The 16,987-nt window shown below is 57.8% G+C and carries 14 protein-coding genes; 9 read left to right on the forward strand and 5 right to left on the reverse strand.

From position 1 onward, the window contains the following. The first annotated feature begins 99 nt into the window (after nt 1-99). Complete coding sequence (locus F0155_RS23920) at nt 100-1,836, forward strand: peptidoglycan DD-metalloendopeptidase family protein (protein WP_161599794.1); 1,737 nt, start codon at nt 100-102, stop codon at nt 1,834-1,836. An 82-nt stretch (nt 1,837-1,918) separates the two neighbouring features. Here F0155_RS23920 and F0155_RS11000 read toward each other — a convergent pair whose 3' ends face one another. Beyond that, entirely contained in the window at nt 1,919-2,788 is an 870-nt protein-coding gene (locus F0155_RS11000; protein WP_150524564.1) for an ATP-binding protein, read from the reverse strand. 244 nt (nt 2,789-3,032) lie between these two features. Here F0155_RS11000 and yajC point away from each other — a divergent pair, with 244 nt between their 5' ends. From yajC to F0155_RS11025, 5 genes are all read left to right on the forward strand, one after another. Continuing rightward, nucleotides 3,033-3,368 (forward strand): preprotein translocase subunit YajC, encoded by a 336-nt coding sequence (yajC, locus tag F0155_RS11005; RefSeq protein WP_150524565.1) that lies wholly within the window; start codon nt 3,033-3,035, stop codon nt 3,366-3,368. An 87-nt stretch (nt 3,369-3,455) separates the two neighbouring features. Further along, entirely contained in the window at nt 3,456-5,066 is a 1,611-nt protein-coding gene (gene secD / locus F0155_RS23925) for a protein translocase subunit SecD (protein ID WP_150524566.1), read from the forward strand. A 16-nt stretch (nt 5,067-5,082) separates the two neighbouring features. After that, a complete protein-coding gene (gene secF / locus F0155_RS23930; RefSeq protein WP_150524567.1) occupies nt 5,083-6,036 on the forward strand; it encodes a protein translocase subunit SecF in 954 nt (317 codons plus the stop codon). Nucleotides 6,037-6,039: 3 nt separating this feature from the next. Then, the gene (locus F0155_RS11020) at nt 6,040-6,420 is read left to right on the forward strand and encodes an Mth938-like domain-containing protein (protein ID WP_150524568.1); all 381 of its coding nucleotides are present in this window, start codon (nt 6,040-6,042) and stop codon (nt 6,418-6,420) included. A 27-nt stretch (nt 6,421-6,447) separates the two neighbouring features. Continuing rightward, nucleotides 6,448-7,299 (forward strand): phytoene/squalene synthase family protein, encoded by an 852-nt coding sequence (locus tag F0155_RS11025; RefSeq protein WP_150524569.1) that lies wholly within the window; start codon nt 6,448-6,450, stop codon nt 7,297-7,299. 12 nt (nt 7,300-7,311) lie between these two features. Here F0155_RS11025 and trmFO read toward each other — a convergent pair whose 3' ends face one another. Then, nucleotides 7,312-8,724 carry a methylenetetrahydrofolate--tRNA-(uracil(54)-C(5))-methyltransferase (FADH(2)-oxidizing) TrmFO gene (gene trmFO / locus F0155_RS11030; RefSeq protein WP_150524570.1) on the reverse strand — a complete coding sequence of 471 codons (1,413 nt, stop codon included), beginning with the start codon at nt 8,722-8,724 and terminating at the stop codon, nt 7,312-7,314. A 198-nt stretch (nt 8,725-8,922) separates the two neighbouring features. Between trmFO and F0155_RS23595 the strand changes: the two genes are divergently transcribed. After that, a complete protein-coding gene (locus F0155_RS23595; RefSeq protein WP_208999231.1) occupies nt 8,923-9,528 on the forward strand; it encodes a hypothetical protein in 606 nt (201 codons plus the stop codon). 150 nt (nt 9,529-9,678) lie between these two features. On the opposite strand, the gene F0155_RS11045 is transcribed toward F0155_RS23595, so the two are convergent. The 3 genes from F0155_RS11045 to uvrA all read right to left on the reverse strand — a co-directional run bounded on the left by F0155_RS11045 (nt 9,679) and on the right by uvrA (nt 13,521). Then, nucleotides 9,679-9,828, reverse strand: a complete 150-nt coding sequence (locus F0155_RS11045) for a DUF1127 domain-containing protein (RefSeq protein ID WP_150524573.1) — start codon at nt 9,826-9,828, stop codon at nt 9,679-9,681. Between the two features lie 422 nt (nt 9,829-10,250). After that, nucleotides 10,251-10,400 (reverse strand): DUF1127 domain-containing protein, encoded by a 150-nt coding sequence (locus F0155_RS11050; protein ID WP_150524574.1) that lies wholly within the window; start codon nt 10,398-10,400, stop codon nt 10,251-10,253. Between the two features lie 217 nt (nt 10,401-10,617). Beyond that, nucleotides 10,618-13,521, reverse strand: a complete 2,904-nt coding sequence (uvrA, locus tag F0155_RS11055) for an excinuclease ABC subunit UvrA (protein ID WP_150524648.1) — start codon at nt 13,519-13,521, stop codon at nt 10,618-10,620. A gap of 494 nt (nt 13,522-14,015) precedes the next feature. On the opposite strand from uvrA, the gene F0155_RS11060 reads away from it, so the two are divergent. Together F0155_RS11060 and F0155_RS11065 are read left to right on the forward strand one after the other, a co-directional pair. Next, entirely contained in the window at nt 14,016-14,594 is a 579-nt protein-coding gene (locus F0155_RS11060) for a single-stranded DNA-binding protein (protein WP_150524575.1), read from the forward strand. A gap of 341 nt (nt 14,595-14,935) precedes the next feature. Beyond that, nucleotides 14,936-16,945 (forward strand): L,D-transpeptidase family protein, encoded by a 2,010-nt coding sequence (locus F0155_RS11065; protein ID WP_150524576.1) that lies wholly within the window; start codon nt 14,936-14,938, stop codon nt 16,943-16,945. Nucleotides 16,946-16,987: the final 42 nt, after the last annotated feature.

The following is a 16,987-nucleotide window of genomic DNA, read 5'->3' on the forward strand; positions in this document are numbered from 1 at the left end:
TAAACCTTAGTGGTCTCTACTCTTAACCATAATAACGTATTCTAAGTCGGTCTGAGTAGAGCTATGACGAAGCGGAAGCGTACCCTCCGCAGTAACCTCATGTGTCGGGTTGCTCTGGTTTCCCTGGTTGCCGGTCTGGCAGCTGGATGCAGTGACGCAGTAGAGCGCCTTGGCGGCGGTCCCATCTATACAGGCGGGACAGCTAACCAGCGTGCAATTCTGACCGGCTCGGCCAAACAGCCGACCTATGAAGATATCATCTATGGCTCCGGCGGAACGACCGCTGGACTGCCGCCTGCATCGTCGGCTCCCCTGACGACCGCATCCATCCCGACACGGCAGCCGCCGCCGGTTTATAGTCCGCAGGCCGTCCGTCCTGTCGTGCAGCAGCCGATCTATCAGTCGGGGCCGATTGCGCCGCTTCAGACGCAGCCGCTTGCACACATGCCGCAGACAACGCCCTATGCCGCCAATGTTCCGGTGCCGACCCGTTCGCCGCTTGGAACCGGCAGCAACTATTATCGTCCTGCGCCTGTAGCCAGTGCTCCGGTCTTTACCGCGCCCGCGCCGACCTTCACTGCGCCGGCTCCGGTTTCCAATAACGCGCCGCTCTACACGGGCTCCATTCCGACGACCACGCCAACCGTCTCCAATCCGGTTACGTGGAAGGGATGGACGTCTGCAGGTGGAACGCGCGTTCCTGTTCGCTCCGGTGATACGCTCCACTCCATGTCGCGCCGTTTTGGCGTGCCGGTGGAAGCTGTTGCCGCCGTGAACGGAATTTCGGACCCCTCGCAAGTGCGTTCGGGACAGACGTTGATCATTCCGACCTACGTCTATTCCTCGAATAACGGCACGACGGATGCAACACTGGCAGCCAATGCACCTGTTCGGCTTCCAGCCGTGCAGAGCTCGCAACAGGTTCAGCAACCGATAACAACCGCTTCGACGGGTTCGACGGGTTCCTTCCTGGATCGGATCTTTGGCAGGGCGCCCGTGCCGGATCGCAAGCCGGGTGCCGGTGCTCAGCCGACTTTCGAGCAGATCGCGACTGGCTATGTGCCTGCAGCACAGGTTCCGATTGCAACTGCACCTGCCGGAACACAGACCGCCTTTGTTGGCGCTGCTCCGCGCGCCAAGCCCTATGCTTATGGTGGGGGACGGCCCTCAACGATTGCTGCTGTAACCTCTCAGGCTGCAGAAGAGGATCTGACCACCGCTTCGATTTCCGGCATGTCACGGCCTGCCGTTGTTCCTTTGACCGCTTCAGTTCCGGTCCCACGCCGCCAGCCTGTGCGAAAGGTTTCGACTGCGGCCAAGGCACCAGGCGTTCCGGCGCGTGCTCCTGCGAGCCATACTACAACTGCGCATTCCGACCCCAAGCCGACGCAGCCGATTGCACGTCCGCAAGAGCAGCAGATCGCGTCTGCAGACAATCAGGCAGTCGAACCGGCAGGTCCGAGCTTCCGTTGGCCGGTTCGCGGGCGGATCATCTCCGAGTTCGGTGCAAAGCCGGGTGGTGGTCGCAACGAAGGTGTCAATCTGGCGGTTCCGGAAGGAACACCGGTAAAGGCAGCGGGCGACGGCACGGTGATCTATTCCGGCAATGAGCTGAAGGGCTACGGCAATCTGGTGCTAGTCCGTCATGATGACGGTTGGGTCTCTGCCTATGCTCACAACAGCGTACTGAAGGTGAAGCGCGGCGATGCCGTGACCCGTGGGGATGTTGTGGCTCTGGCCGGTGCGACCGGCTCGGTTTCCCAGCCGCAGGTTCACTTCGAGCTTCGCCGTGGCAACAAGCCGGTCGACCCGATGAAGTATCTGCCGCGCAGTTGATCTTCATCGCTCGTCCGAGTGTTCAGGGCAGTTCCGGTGGTTTTCATACCACTCGAACTGCCCTGTGCTTTTTGGCGGTTGGTCAGATGGCTTTGCCGAGGCGACCAGCCAGATCCTGAATATACTGGAAAGCGACACGGCCTGAGCGGCTGCCGCGTGTTGTTGCCCATTCCAGCGCATCGGCCCGCAGTTTGTCTGCTTCCATGTCCAGTCCATAGTGGCGGACATAGCCGTTGACCATCTCCAGATAGTCATCCTGACTGCATTTATGAAAGCCGAGCCACAGCCCGAAACGGTCTGACAGCGATACCTTTTCTTCAACGGCTTCTGCCGGATTGATTGCGGTGGAGCGTTCGTTCTCGATCATGTCGCGGGGCAGGAGATGCCGGCGGTTGGACGTCGCGTAGAAGATGACATTATCCGGTCGCCCCTCGATGCCGCCTTCAAGAACGGCCTTAAGGGATTTGTACGAGGTATCATCATTGTCGAACGAGAGATCATCGCAGAAGATGATGAACCGGTAGGGCGCATCCTTGATCAGCGCCATGAGCGCGGGCAGGCTCTCGATGTCCTCCCGGTGGATCTCGATCAGCTTCAGGTTCTGATTTTTGTTCTCGCGGTTGATGGCAGCATGCGCAGCCTTGACCAGAGAGCTCTTGCCCATCCCGCGCGCGCCCCAAAGCAGGGCATTGTTGGCAGACAGTCCGTTTGCAAACCGGCGGGTGTTGTCGAGCAGAATGTCACGCAAACGCGAGACCGCACACAGAAGGTCGATGTCGACCCGGTTGACCTTGTGGACCGGGACCAGCTCTCCTGGGCGCGGGCTCCACAGGAACGCTTCGGCAGTTTTGAAGTCCGGAGCACGAGGTGCGGCAGGGACGGCTCTTGCCACAAGCTCCAACAGGGAATCGAGCTTGTGATTCAACTCGGAAATTGCGTCTTTTTCCGCCATTCTTGTCTTGTAACCCCCGTCAATTTGCCCCATTTGAGGGCGAACGCTCTGTGTGCCGAGGCATATCACGGGGACGGGATGGCGAAAACGACGGTTATTCCCAATCCGGTACGGCGCATGTTCGCGAGATATCTTGAAAACCGGCGCACCACGGTTATAGTCCGCGCCACTGAAATGATGAGCTGTTCGGACAGAGACCAACTCGAATAACAACCGTCCGACCGAGCCCCTTAAGGAGAGTTACATGTTTGTCACCCCAGCTTACGCGCAGGCCGCCGGCGGCGCCGCCGGACCGGATTTCCTCATTTCCATGCTGCCGTTTGTTGCGATCTTCGCAATCATGTATTTCCTGATCATTCGCCCGCAGCGCCAGCGCATGAAGCAGCATCAGGACATGGTGACAAACCTGCGCCGTGGCGACACTGTTGTTACTTCCGGCGGCCTGATCGGCAAGGTGGCCAAGGTTGTCGACGATGGCGAGCTGCAGATCGAACTCGCCGAAGGCGTGAAGGTTCGCGTGGTGCGCCAGATGGTTCAGGAAGTGCGCTCCAAGTCGGAGCCGGCGAAGGAAAACGCATAAGGGTCGCTGGAAAGCACCCGTTCCGAACCGAATTCAGCCGGGTCGATCGCATCCTGATCGACCCGTTTCCCAGCACAGGCTCTTGTCATGCTTTATTTCTCCCGATGGAAGATCGCCCTGATTGTGGCGGTGATCGCCGCCGGTATTCTCGCGACGCTTCCCAATTTCCTTTCCCAAAAGACGCTGGAAAGCTGGCCGGATTTCCTGCCCAAGAACCAGATGGTTCTCGGTCTTGACCTGCAGGGCGGTGCTTATCTGCTCTTTGAGGTGGACAAGAAGGACTACGTCGAAAAGCGTTTCAAGGCTGTGGTTGGTGACATCCGCAACTCGCTGCGGGAAGAGCCGCGGATTGGCTATACCGGATTGGGAGCGAATTCGGATTCGGCACATGTGCGTATCCGCGATCTGACAAAGCTCAAAGAGGCTGAAGAGCGACTTAAAGAGCTCCGCAATCCTCTAGTTTCCAACCTCTTTGGCGGCCAGCCGGTAGACGAATTTGCGGTTGCGGTTTCCGAAGACGGGCTTATCCGCTTCACCTATACCGAAGAAGGTCTCGACAACCGTCTCCAATCCCTTGTCCAACAGTCAATCGAGGTCATTCGGGACCGTATTGATGGCTTGGGAACGACCGAGCCCAACATTCAGCGTCAAGGTTCTGACCGTATCCTTGTAGAAGCCCCGGGCGAAGCTGATCCTGAAAGGTTGAAGGACCTTATTAGAGGAACAGCTGTCCTTGGTTTCCATATGGTCGATACGTCCATGTCGGGTGAGCAAGCGATGCAAAGTCGCCCACCTGTTGGAACCGTAGTGGCCATGTCAGTTGACGATCCACCAATCCCCTATCTAATTGAGGAAGTTCCGCTCTTAACAGGTGAAGATCTGGTAGATGCACAAGTCAGTTTTGACCAACGCACGAACGAACCTGTTGTGAATTTTCGCTTTAACACAGCGGGCGCGAGAAAGTTCTCGTCGGTAACGCAAAAGAACGTTGGTAGGCCTTTCGCTATTGTTTTGGATGGGGAAGTGATTTCCGCGCCGGTTATTCGTGAGCCAATCACCGGCGGGTCTGGTCAAATTTCTGGCAACTTCACCGTTGAAGGCGCAAATGACCTCGCCATCCTTTTGCGTGCTGGTGCATTGCCCGCGCAGTTGACTGTTATCGAAGAGCGCTCGATTGGTCCGGGTCTTGGTCAGGATTCCATCGAGGCGGGTGAATATGCATCCGTGATTGCCGGCGCTGCGGTGATCATCTTCGTGCTGCTCGCCTATGGCCGGTTTGGTGTGATCGCTGACTTGGCGCTTGTGGTGAACATCGTGCTGATCTTCGGTGCACTCACATTCCTGCAGGCGACTCTGACACTGCCGGGTATCGCGGGTATTGTGTTGACCATCGGTATGGCCGTTGATGCCAACGTGCTTATCTTTGAGCGCATCCGCGAGGAGGCGAGGGCCGGGCGATCCGCGATCTCGGCCATCGATGCAGGCTTCAAACGGGCCTTCGGGACCATTGTGGATGCCAACGTGACGACCCTGATTGCTGCCCTTATCCTGTTCCAGCTCGGGTCTGGACCGGTCCGCGGTTTTGCCGTGACGCTGGCAATCGGTATCTTCACCACCGTTTTCTCCGCCTTTACGTTCAGCCGTTTCCTGGTGGCCCTTTGGGTTCGCTCTGCTCGGCCGACGAAATTGCCAATTTAAGTCCGGGAGACAGAATATGGCTTTGCTCCGTTTGGTGCCGGACGATACGCACTTTCGCTTCATGTGGCTCCGAAAGGTCAGCTTTCCGCTGGCTATTCTCCTCGGCGTCGCTTCCATCTTCCTGTTCGTTTCCGTTGGCCTGAACTACGGGATCGACTTCAAGGGCGGAACGATCATCGAGATCAAGACCGATGGTCCGGCTGATGTGGGCAAGATCCGAAGTGATCTTGGCTCGCTGCAACTTGGTGATGTTCAGGTTCAGCAATTCGGTGGCGAGGATGAGGTTCTTATCCGCGTCGAGGAACAGGCTGGCGGTGAACTGGCCCAACAGGCTGTTGTTGGACAGGTTCGTGCGCTCTTTGCCGAAGACAACATCGATTTCCGCCGGATCGAGGTGGTTGGGCCGCGCGTTTCCGGTGAACTTGCGACAGCTGGTATCATCGCTGTTGCCGCGTCCCTGATCGCAATCCTGTTCTACATCTGGTTCCGGTTCGAGTGGCAGTTTGCGGTGGGGGCGATCCTGACCACAGCCAACGACGTGATCATTACCATCGGCCTGTTCGTGGTGTTGCAGCTCGACTTCTCGCTGTCTTCCATCGCGGCGGTCCTGACGATCATCGGTTATTCGCTGAATGATACGGTGGTTGTCTATGATCGTATCCGCGAGAACTTGCGGCGTTACAAAAAGTTGGAACTGCCGGAGTTGCTCGATTTGTCGATCAACGAAACACTGTCGCGTACCACACTGACGTCTGTCACCACGCTTCTTGCGCTGATCTCGCTCTACATGTTCGGTGGTGAGGTGATCCAGTCCTTCACGCTTGCCATGATCTTCGGCATCGTGATCGGGACCTATTCGTCCATCTTCCTCGCAGCACCCCTCCTGATCCTCCTGAACCTTCGCACCGGTGGCAAGTCCTCCGGTGACGGAGAGGCGGAGACGCCGGATGGTGAAGGCGCGGCTGCGTAAGAGATGATTGAAGTTCGCGACGCACATTTTCCGGGACGCGCCCCAATCGAAGCCTACGGAGACGGTGGCTTCCGGTTTGCGGATATGTCCCATCGCGGTTCCATCCTGTCTGTGCCAAGCGGCATCTACGGCTGGGACCCGAAGAGCGTCGCGGACTTTTCGCTCGACGCCTTTCAACGGGTTATCGAGGAAGCCGATGACATCGAGGTGTTGTTGATTGGCACGGGAAAGGACCTCGTGCCGCTTCCCCGCGAGTTGAAGGAAGCCTTTCGAGAGGCCGGAATTCTCGCAGATCCCATGTCGACTGGCGCGGCGATCAGAACTTTCAACGTCCTTCTTTCCGATGAACGGGCAGTCGCAACGGCGCTTCTGGCCGTTGAATAGACTTTCAGCACGAGCGAAAGTGTCTCCATGAGCACGGATTTCGACTACGCGGCAGAAACCCTGCGGACCAGCGACTGGAACCGCTATTTCACGGTGCTGTTCGCCGATCGGAACCATCGGCCAGGTCTGTTTGCGCTTTATGCCTTCAACGCCGAGATTGCCCGCGTCAGGCAAATGATCAGCGATCCGATGCCCGGCGAAATCCGCCTGCAATGGTGGCGTGATCTGTTGGCAGGGCAAGCGCATGGCGAAGCTTCAGCGAACCCTGCGGCGGCTGCGCTGAAGCAGACGGTCGACAAGTACAATCTGCCAGTAGATGCCTTGCAGGCGATGATCGATGCTCGTGTCTTCGACCTCTACGATGATCCGATGCCCAGTCTCAACGATCTGGAAGGCTATGCCGGGGAGACAACGTCTGCCGTCTTCCAGCTGGCGAGCCTGATCCTGAATGAGGGTGCTGATGCGGGCACTGCGACGGTTGCCGGTCATGCGGGGGTTGCCTACGCCCTGACCGGCTTGATGCGGGCGTTGCCGTATCACGCCTCTCGCAGACAGGTCTTCCTGCCTTCAGACCTCTTGTCCCGGCACAATGTTGATATGGAAACTGTTTTCCGCGGTGAGCCGACGCCGGAACTGGGGGCGGCACTCACGGAAATGCGCGAACATGCCCGCCATCACATGAAGCGGGTGCGCGAAAAGCTGGGTGATGTATCGCCGAAGGTCGCCGCCGCGTTCCTGCCGCTTGCATTGGTCGAGCCCTATCTGAAAGAGCTGGAAAAGGCAGGCGATGGCTATTTGAAGAGCCACGCGGACCTGTCAAAACTGCGCCGCCAATGGATCTTCTGGCGGCAGGCCCGGCGAGGGCTCGCCGGGCTCTGATCGTGTCGGTGCCTATTCGGCTGCTTCCGCCAGATCGAGTGTTTTCAGCCAAACATCAAAATCGGCCTTGGCGCGATTGGTCATCGCCAGCTTCTTGGCGCGGGTCTTGTCCTTGCCCTTGATCCGCTTGCCGTTCTCATCAAGTTTTGGCGCTTCCACAGGCGGGAAAAGGCCAAAGTTGACGTTCATCGGCTGGAAGGAACGTGGCTTGCCGCTTTCTTCATGAACCAGATGACCGCCGGTAATATGGCTCAAGAGCGCCCCCATGGCGGTTGTTGCCGGCGGCGTTGAGAAATCCCGGCCGAGACGTTCAAGGGCGGCAAAAATGCCGGTCATGCAGCCAACGCTTGCCGATTCCACGTAGCCTTCACAGCCGGTGATCTGCCCGGCAAAGCGAAGCCGCGGTTCGGCTTTCAGGCGCAAGCTGCTGTCCAGAACCTTTGGTGAGTTGAGGAACGTGTTGCGGTGCAGGCCGCCGAGGCGGGCAAATTGCGCGTTTTCCAGCCCTGGGATCATGCGGAAGATGTCCGCCTGCGTGCCATAGCGCAGCTTGGTCTGAAAGCCGACCATGTTGTAAAGCGTGCCAAGTGCATTGTCCTGACGAAGCTGAACAACGGCATAGGCCTTCACGTCCGGATTGTGAGCGTTCGTCAGGCCCATGGGCTTCATCGGTCCATGGCGCAGGGTTTCGCGCCCTCGGGACGCCATGACCTCAATCGGCAGGCAGCCGTCGAAATAGGGGGTGTTTTCTTCCCACTCCTTGAAGTTCGTTGTATCTCCGGCAAGCAGCGCATCGACAAAGGCTTCATATTGCTGCTTGTCCATCGGGCAGTTCAGGTAGTCCTTGCCCGTGCCTCCCGGGCCGACCTTGTCATAGCGGGACTGGAACCAGGCCTTCGTGAGGTCGACTGATTCAAAATGGACAATCGGAGCGATGGCATCGAAGAAGGCGAGGGAATCTTCTCCGCTTTTGGCCAGAACTGCCTCGGAAAGCGCGGGAGATGTCAGCGGTCCAGTTGCTACGATCACGCTGTCCCAGTCTTCGGGTGGAAGTCCGGCGATCTCTTCGCGTTCGATTGTCACCAGCGGGTGGTCTTCCAGCGCCTTGGAAACAGCGTCGGAAAAGCCGTCGCGGTCCACGGCAAGGGCGCTGCCAGCGGGAACCTGATTTGCATCGGCCGATGCCATGATCAGCGATCCGGCCTTCCGCAATTCATCATGGATCAGACCAACCGCGTTCTGTTCGGAATCATCGGAACGGAAGGAATTGGAGCACACAAGCTCAGCCAGACCTTCAGTCTTGTGCGCATCCGTCTTGCGTACCGGCCGCATCTCATGAAGGACAACCGGGATACCGCGCTTGGCGATCTGCCATGCAGCTTCCGAACCGGCAAGACCGCCGCCGATCACATGGATGGGCTTCATTTTTCATTCCTTGAGCTTGTTCTGACGACCCATGCTTGCGCAATAGCTGCGCCTTGGGCACCTTAAGGGCATCCGGTGCCCGAGTTGCCCCCTGATATCAGGATGCATGGGCATGCGGCAATGGTTTGTGGTTGTTTCGGGGGGAATTGAGTGCGCAATTGCATACGAAAGGGAGACCGTATGCGGGTGGGACGGCCCATGGGGATTTTCAGTGCCGTGTTCTTCACGCTGGCGCTTGGAGCCTGCAGTGCTCATGTCTCTGATGATGCCAGAGGATGGTATGCCACGAATAATGGCGAAGCTCCCAAACAACAACGCATCTACATTTGCCACGGGTTCGGCTGCACGTATCGAACGCCGATCAGCTACTCCGCTGCGGATCTTGCGAAACTGAAATCCATCCTTGCTGCCGGTAAGTCGTCACCGGAAGCGGAAAGACAGGCGATCGCGCGGGCTGTTCAATGGCAAGAGAACCGCGTTGCTCCGGACGTCGGATCGGCAGGGGATGTTGGTGGCTATGACTTGTCCAAGTCACGCGTCCCGGGGCAGATGGATTGTATCGACGAGGCCGCCAATACAACCAGCCTTCTCGTGCTGGCGACAGAACGTGGCTATTTGCATCATCACAAGGCGGGACGTCCGGTTTCCAAGGGGTTCCTGATTGACGGATCCTATCCCCATGCCAGCGCGGTCGTGAAGGAAACTGCCACCGGCAAAACCTTTGCCGTCGATTCTTGGCCAAGGGGCAACGGCATGAAGCCGGATATCATGCCACTCGGCGACTGGTATTCTAAGAAGAGTTGACGGGACAAAAAAGAAAAACACCCACCGGCCTGGGCCGGTAGGTGTTTTTGACTGCTCCAGAGCCGGATGGGGTGAGAACAGAGCGACTGTTCACCGGTTCGGAGCAGTGGATGGGCGCTGCATGCTTATGCCGCGCAGCCCATCAGTGCATCACTTCATGGAAGCGCGTGCAAAGTGGCTGATGTCAGCCCGGCTGATGCCGAGATCGTTCAGTTCACGGTTGCTGAGGCGAGACAGTTCGTCATAGGTCGCGCGGTAACGTTTCCAGTTGCGGTAAGAGCGTACTACAGAGTCCAACATGGCTAAGGCCTTTCTATCTAGTGGCCATGGCACCGCGGATCGGCGTCTGGCCCGTTCGTATCTAACAACTGCTAAATAAGCTTTTCTAAAACGATTAGGTAGATGCGTTTGTGCAGGCCTGCTCTGCCAAAAATGCAAGTCAACAAAAGGTTAAAATGCATGGATCTTCGTAAAGCTGATCTGTAATTTATCAAATAAGCTATAGCGTCCCCTCGCATATCGTCAAACGATGCGGGGATACTACGTAGTTTGCTGTATGTCAGGGAAGATTGCTTTAAAAAAACGATCGCCCGTCAGTGGGAGGAGGTACTGACGGGCGCCGTTTGACAGAGGCAAGATTGGGAGGAGGAGTTCTTGCCTCAAACACGTTCTTCGGCTTGGGAGGAGGAGTGCCTCGGAACGCGATCTCTATATATGTACGCCTAGTCGAATTTGCGACGGGCGACGAATTCTATTTCGCTGCGGGTAATGCCCAGATCATGAAGTTCGCGAGTAGACAGGCGAGACAGCTCGTCAATCGTGCGACGTGCCTTTACCCAGTCATTGTATCTGCGAACCACAGAACCGAACATTATTCTTCTCCTTGCAATGACTAGAAGCGCTGCCGGAGCGCTGTGTCATTGATGCGATGCACCTTATTTAGTTGATGCTGCTAACCGATTGAAGTGCCAATGATGCATGCCAGACATGCATTTGGTGCAATGCACCAAATTGACGTTGGAGAAACCGCAAAATGCCGTTTGTGACACGTCATAAATGACAGTTTTCTGCGTTTTGTGCGATGCGATATCACTCCGCAGCGGTACTGGTTGCCTGTGGACGACGCTCAAGGAGCTCCTTCAGGAACTGCCCGGTATAGCTCTCCGATACGTTGGCAACATCTTCCGGGCGGCCTGTTGCGACAATCGTTCCGCCGCCATCGCCCCCTTCTGGACCAAGGTCAACAATCCAGTCAGCGGTCTTGATGACTTCCAGATTATGTTCAATCACCAGAACCGTATTTCCCTGATCGACCAGCTCATGCAGGACTTCCAGCAACTTGGCCACATCATGGAAATGCAGGCCCGTTGTTGGCTCATCCAGAATGTAGAGTGTGCGCCCCGTAGAGCGGCGGGACAGTTCCTTGGCCAGCTTGACGCGCTGCGCTTCGCCACCTGAAAGCGTCGTTGCCTGCTGACCGACCTTGATATAACCGAGGCCGACGCGGGCGAGGGTTTCCATCTTGTCGCGAACGGCAGGGACGGCGGAGAAGAACTCGGCTGCTTCTTCAACGGTCATGTCGAGCACGTCGGCAATCGACTTGCCCTTGAACAGGACTTCCAGCGTCTCGCGATTGTAGCGTTTGCCCTTACAGACGTCGCAGGTCACGTAGACATCCGGCAGGAAGTGCATCTCGATCTTGATGACGCCGTCGCCCTGACAGGCTTCACAGCGGCCCCCCTTGACGTTGAACGAGAAACGCCCGGGCGCATAACCGCGGGCCTTGGCTTCCGGCATGCTGGCGAACCATTCACGAATGGGCGTGAAGGCTCCGGTATAGGTGGCCGGGTTGGACCTGGGTGTTCTGCCAATTGGCGACTGGTCGATGTCGATCACCTTGTCGAGGCGTTCCAGGCCATCAATCCGGTCATGCGGGGCGGGGTTGTCCCGTGCGCCATTCAACCTGCGGGCAGCGGCCTTGAACAGGGTGTCGATCAGGAAGGTGGACTTGCCCCCGCCAGAAACACCCGTCACGCAGGTAAAGGTGCCGAGCGGAATATCGACGGACACATCCTTCAGATTGTTGCCGCGTGCTCCGACGACAGACAGCTTGTGCGTCTTCTTCGGTTTGCGACGTTCCGCAGGCTGAGGGATCATCATCGCCCCGGAAAGATACTGACCGGTCAGGGATTTCGGGTTGGCCATGATTTCAGCCGGCGTACCCCGGGCAACAATCTGGCCGCCATGGACACCGGCGCCGGGGCCGACATCAACGACATAATCTGCCGTCAGGACCGCGTCTTCGTCATGCTCCACGACAATCACCGTGTTGCCGAGATCCCGCAGGTGTTTCAGCGTGTCGAGCAGGCGCGCATTGTCGCGTTGATGCAGGCCTATGGATGGTTCGTCCAATACATAAAGCACGCCCGTCAGGCCGGACCCAATTTGGGATGCAAGGCGAATACGCTGGCTTTCGCCGCCCGACAGAGTGCCGGATCCGCGTGACAGAGTGAGATACTCAAGCCCCACATCGTTCAGGAATTTCAGGCGCTCACGGATTTCCTTGAGAATCCGGCCTGCAATTTCCTGTTGCTTTTCGCTGAGCTTGGCTGGAAGGCTGTCAAACCACGCACCGGCCTCGCGGATGCTGAGCTGGGAGGCATGGCCGATATGACGGTCTGCAATACGAACGGCGAGTGCCTCGGGCTTCAGGCGATAACCCTGGCAGGCCGGGCAGGCGTGGTCCGACTGGAACCGCGACAATTCCTCACGAACCCAGGTGGATTCTGTCTCCCGCCAGCGGCGTTCGATATTGCCAATCACGCCTTCAAAGGTCTTTTCCGTGCGATAGCTGCGCACCCCGTCGTCATAGATAAACTCGATCTTGTCCTTGCCGGTGCCGTGAAGAATGGCGGTCTTGACCTCATCCGGCAGCTCTTTCCACGGTGTCGACATGGAGACATCGAAATGCCGGGAGATGGCTTCCAGAGTTTGCGCATAATAGGGGGACGTCGACCCGGTTTTGGCCCAGGGTAGAACGGCGCCTTCGCGCAGGGACAGGGAGTGATCGGGCACGACAAGGTCGTCCTCGAAGGCGAGGGTTGTGCCAAGGCCATCGCAGGTCGGGCAAGCGCCGAAGGGATTGTTGAACGAAAACAGGCGCGGCTCGATTTCCGAGATGGTGAAGCCGGAGACCGGGCAGGCAAATTTCTCGGAAAACACGAGGCGTTCCGGATTGCCCTTTTCGTCCTTCTTGTCGGCAAATTCCGCAAAGGCGATACCGTCTGCAAGCTGCAGGGCGGTTTCAAGGGAATCTGCCAATCTGCCTGCAATATCATCGCGCACGACAATACGGTCCACGACCACGTCAATGTCGTGCTTGAATTTCTTGTCGAGAGCAGGGGCGTCCGCAATTTCGTGGAACTCGCCGTCAATCTTGACGCGCTGGAAGCCCTTTTTCATCAGCTCGGCAAGTTCCTTGCGATACTCGCCCTTGCGCCCACGCACGATCGGGGCCAGCAGATACAGGCGGCTGCCGTCTTCGAGCGCCATGATGCGGTCGACCATCTGGCTGACTGTCTGGCTTTCGATCGGCAGGCCGGTTGCCGGAGAATAGGGAATGCCGACACGCGCGAACAAAAGGCGCATGTAGTCGTAGATTTCTGTCACCGTTCCAACGGTGGAGCGCGGGTTGCGGGAGGTGGTCTTCTGCTCGATGGAGATCGCAGGCGAGAGGCCGTCAATCTGGTCCACGTCGGGCTTTTGCATCATCTCCAGGAACTGGCGGGCATAGGCGGACAGGCTTTCCACATAGCGGCGCTGCCCTTCGGCATAAATCGTGTCGAAGGCGAGAGAGGACTTGCCCGAGCCGGACAGGCCCGTCATCACGATAAGCTTGTCGCGGGGCAGGTCGAGGTCGACGCCCTTGAGATTGTGTTCCCGTGCACCGCGCACGGAAATGACACGTGTCGGATCAGCTTCCGGCTTTGCCATCGAAGCAATGTCTGACGTCTTCTGTGTCATTGGGTGACTTTCTCCGCCCGTTGATAGCCTGTTCTTCAGGACCAGCTGAGGTGCCATTGCAGTTTCCGGCTGGGTCTGATGGTCGATATAGCATTGCGATCGCGAAGTGCCAGTCGCCGAATGCGACTCATCTACGCTTTTTGCCCGAAGCACGGTAAATTGACAAAACGAACATAACAAGAACAAAGTACTGGTGTGACCATGTCACGCTTGCCGTTGGTGGGCTTGTATGTCAGATTTGGTACAAATAGGGAACATGAGTTGTTGCGTGTGGCGCGCCTTTTCTGCCTGCTTTTGGGCGGGGATTGTGGAAAAGCAGGAGGACGGTAGGAAAAGGGTCGGTCTTTCCCTGCGAAAGCGCTAGGTTCGGCGAAATTCGTTCGGGTCTACGTCTTGGCCCGGCTTTATAAATGTGCCGGATGGAGCGCGGCAGCGTCGGTTCGGATGTAAAACGGGAGCGCAGGATGGCGGGAAGCGTCAACAAAGTAATTCTAGTCGGCAACCTTGGTGCCGATCCGGAAATCCGCCGGACCCAGGACGGGCGTCCGATTGCCAATCTCAGCATTGCGACTTCCGAAAGCTGGCGTGATCGCGGGTCGGGTGAGCGTCGGGAGCGGACCGAATGGCACCGCGTGGTGATCTTCTCGGAAGGTCTGTGCAAGGTTGCCGAGCAGTTTCTGCGCAAGGGATCGAAGGTGTATCTGGAAGGCCAGTTGCAGACACGCAAGTGGCAGGATCAAAACGGCCAGGACCGCTACTCGACAGAAATCGTCCTTCAGGGCTTCAACTCAAACCTGACCATGCTTGACGGTCGCGGCGAAGGCGGCGGCGGTGGTGGCGGTGGCAATCTGCCCGACTATGGCGGCGGCCAATCCGGTGGTGGCTTTGGAGGCGGCAGCGGTGGCGGTGGCTATGGCGGCGGTTCACAAGGCGGCAGCTTTGGCGGTGGCTCGCAAGGGGGCGGCTTTGGCGGTGGCAGCGGCGGCTTCGGCGGTGGATCGCAGGGCGGCGGCGGCCCGATGGACGATGAAATTCCGTTCTGATGGGCCGGAAGTGACCTCCTGAACAAGGCGGTCAGGACCTTGAATGGAAACGGTGGTCCGGCGCCAGATGCCGGACCTGAGTATGTTGGAAGTGGTTTCGATCCGGCTGCTCAACTATAGGTGATTGTACGCAGCCGACCAGAATCGTACTATTAACCACTCGGCGAAACCATTGCCGTATGGTATCGCTGGGTAAGAACGGTTTCTGCGGGCAGGGCGCGGGGACCGGGCTGAGCCAACTTCGTGCCGATAGAATGACCGGGTACCGGACTGTTTATGTGCCGTCTACCGAGTTGCGTCCCTCCGGTCTTCACCAGATAGAACTCGATGAGCCTGACTTGATGACCGTATCCACAAATTTGCCGTTCTCCATCTCCTGCAAACCGAACCGGGCGACGGGAAGGCGTCGTGCCTCCGTTGCGGCGCTTCTGATGATGAGCGTCTTTTCCGGTGCCTTTTTGACCGGTTCCGCGACCGACGCCTCAGCGCAGAACTTTCTGCAGCGCATCTTCACGCCGAAGGAAAAGCGGCTTCAGGAGGTGCAGGCCAAGCAGGAAGCCGAACAGCGGAAGAAGGCGACGAGCTACAAGGTCGCTCCGCCCAAGATTTACACCTACAAGCCGGATGTCTGGAAAACGGTATCGCTGGCGTCGCTTGCCAAGCTGAACACGGCGGCAGTCCAGCCGACAACAGAGACGTCCGGCACTGACGGCGGCACGAGTGTAGCCACTGAAATTCCGGCGCCTGTGCTGACCGAATTCGACAAGGCACGCCCGGCTCTCAAATCGCTGTCTTTCAAGGCTCTGCCGGAAGTTGGCGAGGCACTGGAAGCCTATTATCGTGAGCATCCCGACTACATTTGGGCGACAGATGGTGAGCTGAACTCGAAGGCTCTGGCAGCCATCGAGGTGCTTGGTGCTGCAGATGAGTTTGCGCTTGATCCCAAGGACTATGTCGTCGGCATGCTCAAGCCTGCTGCGCAGGCGCAAGTCGCCAATGTCGAAGCCGTCGATGACAGTGAGATTGTCGATGCGCGTGCAGCTGCCGTTATGGCATTCGAGATGGAGCTCTCAGCTGCGGTCCTGACTTATGTGCTGGATGCCAAGCGTGGCCGTGTCGATCCCAATCGCTTGTCCGAATATCATGACCTGCCACGCCACGACGTTGATCTGGTTGCCGCTCTTCGGGCGATCCAGTCCGGTGGTGATGTCGCTGGTATTCTTGAGGGACAACATCCCCAGGACGGCAATTTCGCGAAGCTCAAGGCGCGCCTTGCGGAACTGAGGGCCGAGGACGAAGCCGAAGACCCGATCGTGATTGCGCCGGGCACGTTCCTCAAGGAAGGGCGCACCAGCCCGGAAGTGAAGAATATCGTTGCCGCGATCCGCAAGAACGGGTCTGCGGAGCTGAAGGAAAAGCACGCCGAGACCCTTGCCGCTTATGCCGGTGAAGAGGATTACAACACCGCAATCTCGGCAATGGTTCGTTCCTATCAGAAGGAGCACGGACTGGCGCCGGACGGCATCGTTGGCAAGAACACGATCCGCGCCCTTGTCGGCGAAACGAACGCGGCCAAGATCGCGAAACTTGAATTGGCTATGGAGCGTCGTCGCTGGTTGCCGGAGGATCTCGGCGAGCGGCGTGTCTTCATCAACCAGCCGGCGTTCATGGCGACCTACTATGAAGGGCAGTCTGAACCGCTTTCCATGCGGGTGGTGGTTGGCAAGAAGTCCAACCAGACAAACTTCTTTTATGACAATATCGAGATCGTTGAGTACAACCCGTATTGGGGTGTGCCTTACTCGATCATCGTCAATGAAATGATCCCGAAACTGGCGCGTGATCCCAGCTATCTGGATCGCTCCGGTTATGAGGTCAGCACGGCTTCCGGCAAGCGCGTCTCTTCTTCCTCGGTGAACTGGTACGCGGTTGCCTCCAAGCAGCAGAGTGTGAATGTGCGCCAGCGTCCGGGCAGTGCGAACGCGCTTGGAGAGGTCAAGATCCTCTTCCCCAACAAGCACCATATCTACATGCACGACACCCCGGCAAAGAGCCTGTTCAACAAGGACAGCCGCGCCTTCAGCCATGGCTGCGTGCGCCTGCATGATCCGAAGGCAATGGCCGCTGCGGTTCTTGGAAAGTCCAAGGACTATGTGTCGGGTCAGATCGCCAGGGGCAAGAACCAGCAGGAGCGCGTTCAGGGCAATCTCCCTGTCTACGTGTCCTACTTCACCGCCTGGCCGAGCGATGCTGGCGAGATCGAGTTCTTTGATGATGTCTATGATCGTGACCGGCACCTGCTGAAGGCGCTGGAAATGACCGATGAAAGCCGGGCTGCAGCACGCAGCTGACCATCGGCATTTGCCAAATTAAATCAGGCGCTGTGGGGCAAT

Source organism: Roseibium sediminis (assembly GCF_008711325.1).
In the GTDB taxonomy this organism is placed as follows: Bacteria; Pseudomonadota; Alphaproteobacteria; order Rhizobiales; family Stappiaceae; genus Roseibium; species Roseibium sediminis.